Source organism: Pontivivens nitratireducens, from assembly GCF_014235845.1.
Classification (GTDB): Bacteria; Pseudomonadota; Alphaproteobacteria; order Rhodobacterales; family Rhodobacteraceae; genus Pontivivens; species Pontivivens nitratireducens.
In genome coordinates this window covers 1-12,557 of sequence record NZ_JACJUQ010000029.1, presented here as the reverse complement: position 1 = coordinate 12,557, position 12,557 = coordinate 1, and the positions used below count along the sequence as shown (strand labels likewise).

Genomic DNA, 12,557 nt, shown 5'->3' with positions numbered 1-12,557 from the left:
TGGGTCGCCCGGTGGTGAGGGCGGCAGAGCCGCGTCCCTGCGGGCCGCGGGGGAAGCGGACACCAAGGCTGCCTGAGACTGAATGCAACGTAAGTATATAATTGACAGCTAGGTATATTATCGTAAGGTAGGGACAGCCTTGGTGGAAGGTGGCAGGAAATAGGGGGTCTTTCTTCGCATGTCTCGCTCAAAACGCCTCACAGATGCGGACCGCATGGAGATCGTTCGTGAAGCTGCGGAAGGTGTCTCGACATCTGTGCTGGCGGAGCGGTTTGGCGTGTCGCCTCGGGCAATCCAATACACCTTGAAAGCTGATGCCGAGCGCCAGACGGATGCCGCGATCCCGGTCTCAGCTGTCAGTGTGAAGGTCACGGCTGCGGAGCTGGCGGCGCTCGACGCGGTGTTGGCGAAGGCGGGGATCGAAAGCAGGGCCGAGGGGCTGCGGCGGCTCATTCAGGCGGCAGGCGGGGTGTTCGTTCCGGACGCGCAGATGGCAGCTGAGATGGCGCGCTATCGCGCCGCTCTGCACGAGGTCGGCAATGGGGTCGCGCAGATTGCCAAGCAGATGACGCAGGCCAACCGGCAGGGGCAGGGGGCCGTGGGGGGCACGCGTGCCGAGTTCTCCGAATTGCGCCTCGCGCAGATGCGCGGGCTGGCGCGGTTCATTCTGGATTCTGCTGACGAGATCGATCTGCTTCTGCGCCGCCGTCGCGACGCGATGCAGCTGCAGGCCACGGTCGCGTTGAGGGAGTTTGCCCATGCGGCTGAATGATGCCGTCCATGCCGTCACGGGCGAGGTTTTTCGGGATGGCTGGAGCCGCGTCCGGGGCTCAATGCAGGGGCTGCACGTGGCCAAGCAGACCCAGCTTGTGCGCGCGGCGGCAGGGCACCGGCCTGCGGTCTTCAAGGCGATCCGGGGCGGGGGTACACACAACAAATCGCAGCTCGCAAACCAGCTCGATTACCTCACCACCAAGTCCACCCATATCGTGGACAGTAGCGGGTTCCTGGATGGCAAGACGAAGCTCGAGGCGGGCGACATCAAGGACCTCACCGAGCGCTTTGCGAAGCGCTGGGATGCGGGCTTCAAGCCCAAGCTGGGCCAGGCGACCCATATGCTCATGTCCTTCCCCATCGGCACGCGCGGGGAGGATGTGCGCGACATCGCGACGGATGTGGCCGAGCGGTTCTTCCAGACCGACGCGGGGCATTTCGACTACATCATCGCGGTGCATGAGGACCGCGATCACCCCCATGCGCATCTGGTGCTGAACCGCCGCTCGCAAGAAGGCGAGTTCTTCTTCCTCGGCCGCAATCACCGCTTCAACTATGACGACTTCCGCCTCGCCATGGTCGAGGAGGCCGAGAAGTATGGCGTGCGGCTGGAAGCCACGCGCCGGGTGGATCGCGGGGTTGTGCATTACCCAGCCCGGACCAGCGAGGTCTACGCCGCGAAAGAAGAGGGGCGCGCACCCCGCGAGCGGGAACGTGTGGGGACCGACCTGACCCGGACGCTGGCGGAAATCGCCAACACCAGAACCGTCTACCATTCGCTTGCCGCGGAGGCTTCGCGCGAGGCCCGCGAGGATATTGCCGCAGCCCTCTTTCGCGCGGGCGAGGTGCTGGCGCATGGCGGGCAGGTGGACCGAACAGGAGATGTGTATATGGCCGAGGATCAAAGCTTTGAGGATTTGAAAAGCCTCTATGCGGAAAAGCTCGCGCGGGTGCAGGGCATGATCGCCGAGAAGTCTGACGCGGAACGTCCCGTGCTGGAAAAGCGCCTCATCGAGATCCAGACGCAGGTCCAGCACATGCAGCCCTTGGGGCTGCGATCATCCACACTGTCAGAGACCCCCTCGGAGGGCGGGATCTATTCCGAAGCCAATATTGACGCCAGCCAGCGCGAGCGTCTGGCAGAGCCCGATCTGAGATCGCGCATTGACGCGTCACTACGGGGCACGGGCATCAGCACATCCGAAGTGGTGGCCCGGATCGAGACCGGGGCCTCGAGCGCTGCACTGGAGCATCAATGGATCGCCGATGATCTCTCGAAGGTGGCCGAGGCGCGCGATCTGAATCTCGAACGCCGCGCCGATCTGGAACAGGCGCGCGACAGTCTCAACGATGTGCATGTCGCGCTCGGCACGCTCTTGGAACGGGAGAACGTGCTGCGCCGGGATGGTGTCATGGAAGCGGAAGCGGTCAGCGAGCGGTTCCATTATCATGAGGGCGCGGTGCGGGCGATGGAAGGAACAATCCGTCAGGAGATGCGCGCCGACGGCCTGACCGCGCAGCAGATCGAGGACCGGGATTGGGAGGTTGTCTCAAAGGCGGAGCGCCGGATCGAGACGGAGCAGCGCGCGTATCTCGAGGCACACCCGGATCTGCTCGCACGCCCTGGCGATGTGATTGACCGGTCTGAGCCTTACAGGGAGACCATCACCGATGCGGCCCGCGCCAGCGAGATCACCCGCGAGGTCGACCGGATCATGGAGGGACGCGACCTCCGCACGCCCTTTGCAGATGCTGTCACGGATGAATTCAGGGAGCGCTATCCGGACATGCCGTCCCACCTCGCCCGCGGGCTCGGCGCGACCTATGCGGCTGTCGTCGAGATCCGGGACACGGAGGCCATCAATCAGGTCCGCCGCGAAACCGAGATGCGCGACGGGCTTGGGGTTGGCACGCGCGACGACATCCTCGCAACCCGCGATGGAACGCCGATGCGGTCTGACCGTGCCGACCGCCTCGCAGATGAGATTGCGCGTGTCGTGGACCATGAGCGGGCCGGGGAATTGTCCGCGCCCTTCGAGACCGAGGCGGAGCGGGACGCCTTCCGCGACGAGATCGCGCGGGTGCTTGATAACCGTCAACTTGAGCGGCTCACATCCGGCGATGCCGATGCGCTGGAAAAGGTTCTCGAGGACCGTCTCGACCGGCTCTATGTCGCCAAGGTTTACCTGCAATCCGATGCCGCGACGGCCAACACGGAGGCCTTGCGCCAGGTGGTCGATGATCTTGCCGATACCGAATACGAAAAACACCGCACCGCTGACGTGGATGGCGAGACCGAGCGGGGGCAGGTCCATTGAGCGCCTCCATGGGAAAAGCGCGGATCGCCACAGGGGTCTTTCTGGTAACGCTGGTGACCGGGGCCATAGGCTATACCATCGCCTCGGCGGTGCTGACCTACCAGGATCTCGGCTTCGGGGCCGAGATCGACTTTGCCTATATCGCGCAGAACTACATGGCGATCCTCGATCGCCGCCCGGAGGACGCCCAACTCATCCACCTGATCATCGGCAGCTTCGCCGCCGCCGGCCTCATGCTGAGCCTCGCCCTCTCGGGGTCCGCCCTGACACGGTTTGGCCAGACCCATTGGCAGACCGCGCGCGAGATGAAGGCCAATGGCTTCTTCGGGGCGCCGGGCACCGGGTTCATCCTCGGCAAGCTGGGGCCGCCGGGCTCCCGCGCCAACTACATCTGCTCCAAGGTCTTCCCCCATGCGCTGATCGTGGCCCCCACGGGCCGCGGCAAGACCACGGGCTTTGTCATTCCGAACCTGCTGACCTGGCAAGGCTCCGCCGTGACGCTCGATGTGAAGGGCGAGTGTTTCGAGGCCACGGCCCGGCACCGCGCAGCCCAAGGCGACAAGGTCTATCGCTTTGCCCCCACCGATTGGGAGGGCAAGCGCACCCATCGCTACAATCCGCTTCTGCGCATCTTTGAGCTGAAAGATCCCGCGCGCCAGCAGATGGAATTGCAGCTCTTGGCGACGCTCTTTTTGCAAAGCGACAATGACCGGGTGCAGGGCCTGCTCAAAGGCGGGATCGATCTCTTCGTGGCGGCAGGTCTGCTGGCCTTCCAGCGCAAGCGCCCCACCTTGGGCGAGATCTATCGCATCGCGGCCTCCGGAGGGAACAAGCAGAAGGAATACTTCGCGCGGGGCCATGAGGTCGACAACAGAGCCGCCAAGCTGATCTTCACCCGGCTGGCCTCGACCAACAACGATACGCTGACCTCTTATGTTTCGCTCCTGATGACCTCGGGGCTCGATCAATGGCAGAACCCGGCCATCGATGAGGCGACGGCGGTCTCGGACTTTGATTTCCGGACGATCCGCAAGAAGCCCTTTTCGGTCTATCTCGTGGTCCAGCCGCTGATGGTGAAGCCGCTCGCGCCGCTGATCCGGCTGTTTTTCTCCGATCTCCTCTCGGCCATGCAGGAAAAGGATCCCGGGCCAGACGAGCCGTGGCCAGTGATGATCATGCTCGACGAGTTCAACCGTCTCGGCAAGATGCCCATCGTGGTCGAAAGCATCGAGACCCTGCGCACCTATCGCGGTCACCTGGCCGTGGTCACGCAAACCATTCCCGCCCTCGATGAAATCTACGGTGAGAACACCCGCCGCGCCCTGCAGGGCAACGCGGGCGTGAAGCTCTATCTGACGCCTTCGGATGAAAAGACCGTCGAAGAGCTGAGCAAGGCGGTTGGCAAGACCACGAAGACCGTCATCACGCGATCCCAGTCCATCGGCAAGAACCCCTTTGAGGGCCGTAGCCAGTCCACGCGGACTGAAGAAAGCTCTTTATTGCCCGAAGATGAGGCGCGCCGTCTGCCCCTCGACGAGATTGTCATGGTCATCGATGCCCAGATGCCGGTCCGGGCAAAGCGGATCCAGTACTTCGACGATCGCCTCTTCAAGGCGATCCACGCGGCGCAATCAGGCGAGTTGCCGTTTCCGAAGCCGGGGGGAGGGGGGGAGCAGGGCAATCTGCCGTTGAGTATGCGCGCCATGCCGATGACACCGCCGTCAAGCGGGCCCCGTGATTCTGAAGCTGATGTGGAGCGGGCACGCGAGGCTGTTGAAGGTCGACCGTCTGGCCAACCCGACGTCGTCTCAAAGAAGACCGCGCCCGTCGTTCAAGCTGTCATTGCAGAGGAACAGCGGCAAATGGAGATGGTTTTTGAGGGCCCGGTCGCGGATGCCGAGACAATGGGCGTGGAAGATGAGGCGCAGATGCGTTCCGCCGTCGATGGCTTGGACGACATGGAAGCGATGTTGCGAGAGGATGGAGGTCAAAAGCTAGTTGCTCGATAGGATGGCGGGTGCGTTCAGGATGTTTGCAGCCGCATATTTAGGTCTGACGTGTCGCATTCGCTCAGTGTTCTAAGCACAGCGACAGAATTTTTTCGGCATAGACCTGAGAGGCGTGTTCTACCGAGCTCTTCGTCACCAAAAAAACCCACATCAAAAGTCCAATAATTGCGACTCCGCAAAGCAGTGCTCCGAGAACGAACGCAGTCGACCTGATCTCTAGATCATATAAGAAATATGCACTGCCAAGAGCCACCGTGGTGGTGATTGCAATGCCCAATGGTTTCAACCCGAGCAAATTGCGCGCGAACCCATACGCAATGTTCTCATTCAACAAGAGGCTTGCTTCTGTTTGCGGACGTGTGTGCTCAAGCAACCAACGTATTGCTAGCAAGCGGTCATCCTGAGCGTTCTTTGGGTCCTGGGTCTCATCAACCAAACTCGGCAAGATAATTTTGCTATGTTTCTCAATGTATGAGCGACACCTCGTCTTCATGGTCTTGGGTAAACGATCATCGGAAAGGGAAAGCAAAGACGCAGTATGGAGACGTCCAACTCGGCTGCCCAGTTTGCGCTCAACATTTTGACCAGACTTACGCGCCAACCGCGTCAACGCGAACAGGACCCCGCAAGTGATGACAAATGCAGCTATGGCACCCAATTGGGTCCAAACAGCTGGGAACCAAACAAAGACAAAAAGGAGCGCGGGCAACAGCGTCAAAAGCGCCGGATTGAGACGGGCAATCCTATCGTAGCGGTCCATACCGAACATCTTATCCATCTGCATGACCTTGTCGATGAAGATTAGGCATTTTCGTTTCCTCCGAGTTCGGAGGACAAGCCCACCGCCTCTGCGATAAGCTGACGATACCCAGTTGGGGTTCTAATAATCATCAGAACGGGAAACAGCTGTCCAATCGCGAGCTTGGCTGCTGTACTGAAATCAATTGCAGAGGGACCAGTGGACGCAAGGTGATTGTGCCACGTTCCTAGCGCGTAGAGAGTGTTTCCCGAAAATTTGGACAATTGTGCGAGCTGCTCACTCAAACCTTCGGTACCCAGAACAAACTCCGTTTTGGAAAACCTGCTATCGGGCGGAGCTGGAATCGTATCTACGACTTGGAAGACGTTACCGATGGCCGAGAAGCGCCCGACCAAAACACCGCCGGTTTCAGATCCCGGCTTGCGCGCAATTTCAGCGTCAATCTCTGTCGTAACCCGGCGGGCAAGCCGCGTTTCAAGCCCATCCATCTTGGGTCCTTTTACGATGGTATAGGGTTCGACGCTGTGGCTTTCCCAATTCTGGGAAAGCCCATCGGCCTGTAGGTGCCCAATGTTGAATTGCCCACTTTCATCTACATACCTCCCGGAAAGTACGTCGCTTGTTAGCGTCGCGAGCGGAGCCGCCAACATAGAAAGCCGAGCGTCTGAGGCGATCATCGAGAAGCTCGAGCATCCTTGACCAATGATGATCTCGTCTGCGCTTTGGCCCATCACTTTAGATCGGAGAGCGTCGTCGCTACGTAAATGGTGATAGAACTCGGTCATCAGGTCGCTGCTACTGGGGTTGGCGCGCTGGCCTGACACCGAGAAGAAACCAATGTCACTATCACCCATCAGGCTTGCTTCCATCACCCGTGGTGTCTTGCCCTGCGCCCAATCTGTAGAGCTCAGGGTTTCCCGCAGAACCGCAGAGGCGGTAGTGTTCAATATTGCTTTGGATTTTTCGAGCTTCAGCTTTCTGCGAAACTCTTTGGTACGCAGCACAGTGTTGGCATCAATCCGATACCCATCCGTCTCCTGCGCAAGTTTGCTGACGTCATGTGCAAATTCCCCAGCCTTGGAAGAGTAGAACATCGAATCCAAATCAGCAGAATACGGCAAGCAGGAATGTCGCGCGTAGTTGTGCGGTTCCATGGTGTCGTTGTCTATGACCGATATCGGGGCACGGCCTGACCGCGCGAGATGCATCGCAATTTTCGAACCTAAGCTTCCACAACCTAGCATGGACCATGAAAGCCATTGCGAGCTGGGATCACCATGCGAGGTTCTTCTTAAGACATCGATCGAGATCGAATCTCTGTGGCCCGCCAAACGGACACTCGCATTTGATGTCGGCTTGAGATCATCCACAGATTTGAATTCTATCACATATGGGCAGATTTCAAGAGGTGAGGCTTGGCCAATGAGATTGAACGGCCGGCGGGCGATCAATATCACTGTGACTGGCAACGCCTTTTTGATGGTATAGCCGTCGAGCTTCGAACGCAGCCACTTCATCCTCTCTGCCAGCATCTTGCCGCAGCCGTAGAATTCAGCGCGTTCGTATAACTCCGCAACATTGCCTACTGTCTCTGGGAGATAGCGGTCACAGATGATTGGCTTACCGTTTGGATGCTTGCCGGGCCACACAATCAGTCCAAGGCTATATCCCGTCCATTCGTTGTCACTTTTCGGGACCTGTCCAAGGGATTTAAGTGTCTTTTCATCAATTTTGACCTGCTCATCGCCCTTTATACAGATTCGATAGTAGGGGTCGGACTGACCCATCTGCGCAAAAACCCAAGTACGGTGCCAAGTCCCGCCGGACCTACGTTTGACCACACTGCGGATCTGCGAGGCATCTCCAACAATAAGGTCGTTCAAGTGGTCACGCCGAACAAATTCCCAACCATGTTTTGGATCATTTAGTTTCAGCATCGCTGCTCGATCGAGCCAATCCAGAAGTTGCTGGAGAAGCGCAAGAATACCGCCCCCGGACTGAATTAGCTCACGTGGAGATCCGAAAACGAGGCAGGGTTCGGGCGCTGAACCGGCTGCATTTGGCTGTAAGTGAGGATGGGACCGGTCAAAGTCTTCCCGTAAACTCGGGCGCGGTGCAAACAGAGGGTAGGAGACAGGAAACGATAGTTTGACGGGTTCAACACGCCGTACTCCCGACGGGCTTTCGCCTCGAAACCGAGATGGAAGTTCTGATTTGATTTGCAGAGTCACATCCACCGGACTTTCGTCATCAGCCCGCGACGCAATAGCTATGCCGATTACTTGAGGGTGCCTGTCCAGTGTGCGAATTGCACGGGCAATGGCTACGGGAACGGCTAGAAGATCATCGACGGTTACCATGCAGCTGACTCATGCCAAGTCTGACCCACAACCATGAGCATGTGCCTCGACTCCAAGAGCGGACGATGAAGAGATAGCGGCTGCCATTTTCAGGGAGGCAACTTTTGGACCATGTTCGGTGATTTCCATCTTCAGCGGCTTGTCACCTTTTTCGTCCTCTAAACACCGGAACTCCCCATTGATATCCGCTTCGCTCAGAATGGCTTCATATTCCTCCTTTGCGCGGATACAGGGCGGGTCGTTGTCGTCGTCGACGACACTCTTACTGCTCGCGAGGATTATTGCACCGCCGTTTGCTTGCGAAAGAGCTGATCGGGCATCTTCAGAAACTACCGCATCTTTTCCCTTTTTGGACCAGCTGTCGTGCGACAGTGACCGCCAAGAACAATGATGGGGCGCGATCAATACATCATATGCAAGAACCTCGGGAGTTTCAGAATATTCCGCCCAAATTTTCTCCCAAATCGCCACTTCGGCGTCACCACCAAACAGGTACTGTGCGGCGTTTTCGGTATCATCTTTCGCAAGCGTAAACTGAGTGATGACACTAGAGTTATTCTTGCTGAGTAACTCCTCTTCGTCTTCATCGTCCGTGACCGGCAGCGGAGCCAACAAGACCGCCTTGAAACTGTCATCTGCTACGCCGCAAATCTCGGAAAATGTCTCGCCTGTCTTGATCAGAATTTCAGCCAAATCATCCGTCTTACCGTCCGCATCCTCGCTCAGGATCAAAATTCTGCTTCCGTCTTCTATATCTTTGTCCTGGCGGAACATTTCAACGCGTCGACGCGCTTCTGTCGCCCAAGCCTTTGCGTCAGCGCAAAGCTTGTTGGTACTGCTGGCACGTCTAAAAACAATTGGGGAAGACCACATCTCGCGAATTACGATCTTGTCGTCTTCGGGCGACCAATCCTCAATTTTTCCGAGATGAAAATGGTTCTGCAGTCCAGAGCAGTGATCCATGTCCGGATGCGTCAGCAAGAATGCATCGACAAACAGACGTCCGTCGCAGTCACGGTCAAGCGCTTTGCGAAGCTGTGCTCCAACATCAGGCGCAACCTCATCTTTATCATCAGCAGCGGCAGTAATATTTATGTCCACGAGAATATAACGGCCACTCTGTGTTTTGATTAGGCTCATGTCACCATTGGCGACTTTGAAATGCGAAGTTTCGACGCTCATCAGTACTGCTCCTTAGCTTGAAAACCTGAGTGACGCGCCTCCCACCGAATCGAACAAGTTTATGCTTTGTTCTTACCATAGTTGATCGAGGATAACCTTTCAACAACATGTTGTGTCTCGCAATAGGCATCACCAAAATTTTAGTACTGACAAAGGTCTGTTTTTAGAACCTACGCCGCCGCGTTGATGGGATGCGCAGATGTCCACTTCGTTTCGGGCCATCACCGCTTGCCAAGGCGTCCCAACCTTGAAAGCTGCGCCAGCATTCGGGCTCCTGTGCCGGTCCCGTCGCTGGGAGGAGCAGCGGTTGGCCCTCCCGCAGTATTGGGTCGGGTAGGCAACGCTTGTACACCGAAGAATTGGCGCGCACGCAAGGCTGCATACTCCGCCCCCGTTGCACCTCCGATGGCGTATCGGTTGTAAACCTGTTGGCTACCTGCAAGCCCTCTGGCGAATGCATAGCTGCCGCCGAACCCGGCCGAGAGAGCTGGCATCATGATGTTGCCGGAGATCGCCCGAACCAGGAAGGGCGTGGCTATGATGAAGCCCTTTGCCATGAGCACCATCATGAAGAAGGGAATGAGCGCGCCGATGTTGGAAGCGCCTTCCGGGTCGCCCAACTCAGCAAGAAGTGCACGCGAGACACCAGTGATGGTCGCGAACACGCCGGCTACGACGATGGGGTACATCGCAAAAGAAATCAGCGCCGAAAGCCAGCGCGCGAAATAGTCCTTGGTCACTTCAAAAAGGGTCAGGAAGATCATGACCGGAGCAATCCCGATCAGAAGCGCGATCATGAGCCGTGACGCAACGACGATGAACGCCGCCAAGCCACCGAGGATCGAGAGCAGCAAAACCCCAAGGGTGTCCAACAGGGCACCGGCCATCCAGTTCAGTTCAGACCCCGCGGCATTCAAATAGTCCCCGAGCGCCGCGATCAGGTCGTCGAACTCCTCTGCGAAGGTGCCGGACGGGCCGGGTGATCCGCCGCCAACCGAGGCTACAAGCGATCCAGCAATACTGTCGATCCCATTCAAGATCGCCGCGGAAACGATGTTGAACTGAACCCAGTTGGTTGCAAAGACACCTATCAGCCCGACTTTCACGGCGAGCCAAAAGGCCGTACGCCCGTCCATGGCGCGATACTGGTAGATCGTGTTAATGAAAACCAGAATGACAACGAGGGTGGTGCCGAGTACGAGCATCGTTCCGACTGTTGCTGCGACTGCGCCAAATTGCGTCTCGGCAGCGGTATTGAGATAGCCTTCAGCCGTTTCCACGAAGTAGGTGACGACGCTCATGAAACCCTACCAATTTCCAGCAGCTTCGCAGATTGGCATGGCTTCGCGCCGAAGATCATTTGCCTGCCGTCGGTATTCTGACGTCGCTTCCACGATGTCCCAGTATTCAGATGCGGCGAAATTCTCGACGAAGACGCCTTCAGCTGCCTCCCAGGGCGGATACCGCGTGGGACATTCACAGCTTTGGGCTTCAACAATGCGTTGCATGCTCTGCGCACGATAAATTTGTTGAATCAGGAGCCGTTTGTGGGACTCGCGCACATCTATGCCTTGCATCCACTGTGGCTCTGGAGGCTGGTCAGGACAGACATCTGGCGGGTTGTCGAGCGTCGGGATCAGGTTCCGTTCAGCGACGCCAGCGGTCGCGCCGAAAACGACGAGAAAGCCTGCCGTCGCAACGACCCGCATCATTCTGAAGCCACCTTCGTCGCCAAAGATTCACGCTTCCAGAACGTGGTATAACCGTAGTCACCGGCTTCAGCTGTAATGAATTCCCATCCCTCTGTGCCGCGCTCATTCAAGGCGCTTCGCATCGCGTCGTAGTCCTTTTGTTTCTTCACCTGGAAGAACAGAATGTCGTACTCAAAGGTCTTCATTGGGAAGCTCCGATCTGGGTTGCGCTTGGAAGATAGAATTCAGTGATGCCGCGTCGGCCGTCATGGCGCCCGGCCTGGATGATCACGTCGATGGAGTTCTCGATGTACTGGATCATGTCGGCATAGGTCATCGGGATCTCGGTCTTGAGCGCCGCGATCGCGAGCCGCTGCACGGCCAATTGCGGGGTTTCGGCATGGAGCGTGGTCATGGAGCCGCCATGGCCGGTGTTGATGGCTTCCAGAAAGGTCATGGCCTCCTTGCCGCGCACCTCGCCCAGGATGATCCGGTCGGGGCGCATGCGCAGCGTGGCGGTGAGAAGCACATCGGCGGTCTGGAATTCCGCGTCACGATTGGCGATGAGGGTCACGGCATTTGGCTGGGTCGGTAAAAGCTCGGCCGCTTCTTCGATGGTCACGATGCGTTCCTCGGCCGGTACGTGAGAGAGGATCTTGCGCGCGGCGACGGTCTTGCCGGTGGAGGTGCCACCCGAGACGATCATGTTGAGTTTGTTCTCGACGCAGAAGGCCAGCGCATCATCGATCAAACCCGCGGCCACCACTGCGCGCAAGGCGCGCTTTTTTTCGACGCGCAGGTCTTCGAGCTTGCGCTCTTTTCCGTAGAGGAAATCGAGCGCAATGCCCTCGAGTGGCAGGCTTGAGAAGAACCGCAGGCTGATCGACATGGCCGAGAGCACGGCGGGCGGGGTGATGACCTGTGCGCGGATCGGGCGCCCCTTGTAGGTGATCGAAACCGAGACGATGGGGCGGTCCTTGCTCATCGTGGTATTGGCCGATGAGGCGATCTGGTTGCCGAGGTCCCTGACCTGAACGCCGGTCAGCCTCTGGTCCAGCGTGCGCATGAAGTGATCGCCCTGGAATTCGCCCCAGCAGGTGCCATCAGGGTTGATGCAGATCTCGATGACATCGTCGCGAGCGGCGGCGTCGATCCGGTCGAGCGAGGTTTCGAGATAGCTCAGCGACATGGGCTCAGAATATCTCCAGATCGCGGTCGACCATGACCGTGACGCGGGCGCCCTGGTCGACATAGATGACGGGGCCGATGGAGAGGTAATCGCCTATGACGCTGTCCGTGGCATCTGCCAGATCATCGCCAACGTCTTCGAGAGCGTCGGCCGCAGTCTCATCCTGGACCTCGGAGGCGGCGGCACTTGGCGCGGCCGAAATCAGCGAGATCAGGGCGGCCGACCCGAAACGCTCGGCAAAGCGCGTGTCTATGAGCCCCGTGACACCGGAGCG

11 protein-coding genes are annotated in these 12,557 nt (G+C 58.3%); 3 read left to right on the top strand and 8 right to left on the bottom strand.

What is annotated here, in order from left to right:
- The first annotated feature begins 178 nt into the window (after positions 1–178).
- From H1S03_RS16815 to H1S03_RS16805, 3 genes are read left to right on the top strand one after another with little or no spacing between them, the layout of a single operon-like run.
- Entirely contained in the window at positions 179–772 is a 594-nt protein-coding gene (locus tag H1S03_RS16815; RefSeq protein WP_185805259.1) for a helix-turn-helix domain-containing protein, read from the top strand.
- Positions 759–3,092 (top strand): relaxase/mobilization nuclease domain-containing protein, encoded by a 2,334-nt coding sequence (locus H1S03_RS16810; protein WP_185805258.1) that lies wholly within the window; start codon positions 759–761, stop codon positions 3,090–3,092. Before H1S03_RS16815 ends, H1S03_RS16810 begins: the two co-directional genes overlap by 14 nt.
- A gap of 8 nt (positions 3,093–3,100) precedes the next feature.
- Positions 3,101–5,101 carry a type IV secretory system conjugative DNA transfer family protein gene (locus H1S03_RS16805; RefSeq protein ID WP_185805257.1) on the top strand — a complete coding sequence of 667 codons (2,001 nt, stop codon included), beginning with the start codon at positions 3,101–3,103 and terminating at the stop codon, positions 5,099–5,101.
- 61 nt (positions 5,102–5,162) lie between these two features.
- Here H1S03_RS16805 and H1S03_RS16800 read toward each other — a convergent pair whose 3' ends face one another.
- The 8 genes from H1S03_RS16800 to H1S03_RS16765 form a co-directional block, all read right to left on the bottom strand.
- On the bottom strand, positions 5,163–5,879 hold the full coding sequence (locus tag H1S03_RS16800) for a hypothetical protein (protein ID WP_185805256.1): 717 nt from the start codon (positions 5,877–5,879) through the stop codon (positions 5,163–5,165).
- Between the two features lie 23 nt (positions 5,880–5,902).
- Positions 5,903–8,221, bottom strand: a complete 2,319-nt coding sequence (cap2-3, locus tag H1S03_RS16795; protein ID WP_185805255.1) for an anti-phage 6A-MBL system cap2_3 protein — start codon at positions 8,219–8,221, stop codon at positions 5,903–5,905.
- Between the two features lie 9 nt (positions 8,222–8,230).
- Complete coding sequence (gene mblB / locus H1S03_RS16790; protein ID WP_185805254.1) at positions 8,231–9,403, bottom strand: anti-phage 6A-MBL system MBL-fold protein; 1,173 nt, start codon at positions 9,401–9,403, stop codon at positions 8,231–8,233.
- Positions 9,404–9,624: 221 nt separating this feature from the next.
- On the bottom strand, positions 9,625–10,704 hold the full coding sequence (locus tag H1S03_RS16785) for a TrbL/VirB6 family protein (RefSeq protein ID WP_134016884.1): 1,080 nt from the start codon (positions 10,702–10,704) through the stop codon (positions 9,625–9,627).
- Between the two features lie 6 nt (positions 10,705–10,710).
- On the bottom strand, positions 10,711–11,115 hold the full coding sequence (locus H1S03_RS16780; protein WP_084615409.1) for a hypothetical protein: 405 nt from the start codon (positions 11,113–11,115) through the stop codon (positions 10,711–10,713).
- On the bottom strand, positions 11,112–11,300 hold the full coding sequence (locus H1S03_RS16775) for a hypothetical protein (RefSeq protein ID WP_043772467.1): 189 nt from the start codon (positions 11,298–11,300) through the stop codon (positions 11,112–11,114). Before H1S03_RS16775 ends, H1S03_RS16780 begins: the two co-directional genes overlap by 4 nt.
- Positions 11,297–12,283, bottom strand: a complete 987-nt coding sequence (locus tag H1S03_RS16770) for an ATPase, T2SS/T4P/T4SS family (protein WP_185805253.1) — start codon at positions 12,281–12,283, stop codon at positions 11,297–11,299. The genes H1S03_RS16775 and H1S03_RS16770 overlap by 4 nt, the downstream gene beginning before the upstream one ends.
- 4 nt (positions 12,284–12,287) lie before the next feature.
- Positions 12,288–12,557: TrbI/VirB10 family protein (locus H1S03_RS16765; protein ID WP_283810383.1), on the bottom strand; the 270-nt coding region annotated here is incomplete at its 5' end.

Excerpts from the sequence above, each read along its gene's own strand:
- H1S03_RS16815 (WP_185805259.1), top strand. The coding sequence starts at position 179 with ATGTCTCGCTCAAAACGCCTCACAGATGCGGACCGCATGGAGATCGTT.
- H1S03_RS16810 (WP_185805258.1), top strand. The coding sequence starts at position 759 with ATGCGGCTGAATGATGCCGTCCATGCCGTCACGGGCGAGGTTTTTCGG.
- H1S03_RS16805 (WP_185805257.1), top strand. The coding sequence starts at position 3,101 with ATGGGAAAAGCGCGGATCGCCACAGGGGTCTTTCTGGTAACGCTGGTG.
- H1S03_RS16800 (WP_185805256.1), bottom strand. The coding sequence starts at position 5,879 with ATGGATAAGATGTTCGGTATGGACCGCTACGATAGGATTGCCCGTCTC.
- cap2-3 (WP_185805255.1), bottom strand. The coding sequence starts at position 8,221 with ATGGTAACCGTCGATGATCTTCTAGCCGTTCCCGTAGCCATTGCCCGT.
- mblB (WP_185805254.1), bottom strand. The coding sequence starts at position 9,403 with ATGAGCGTCGAAACTTCGCATTTCAAAGTCGCCAATGGTGACATGAGC.
- H1S03_RS16785 (WP_134016884.1), bottom strand. The coding sequence starts at position 10,704 with ATGAGCGTCGTCACCTACTTCGTGGAAACGGCTGAAGGCTATCTCAAT.
- H1S03_RS16780 (WP_084615409.1), bottom strand. The coding sequence starts at position 11,115 with ATGATGCGGGTCGTTGCGACGGCAGGCTTTCTCGTCGTTTTCGGCGCG.
- H1S03_RS16775 (WP_043772467.1), bottom strand. The coding sequence starts at position 11,300 with ATGAAGACCTTTGAGTACGACATTCTGTTCTTCCAGGTGAAGAAACAA.
- H1S03_RS16770 (WP_185805253.1), bottom strand. The coding sequence starts at position 12,283 with ATGTCGCTGAGCTATCTCGAAACCTCGCTCGACCGGATCGACGCCGCC.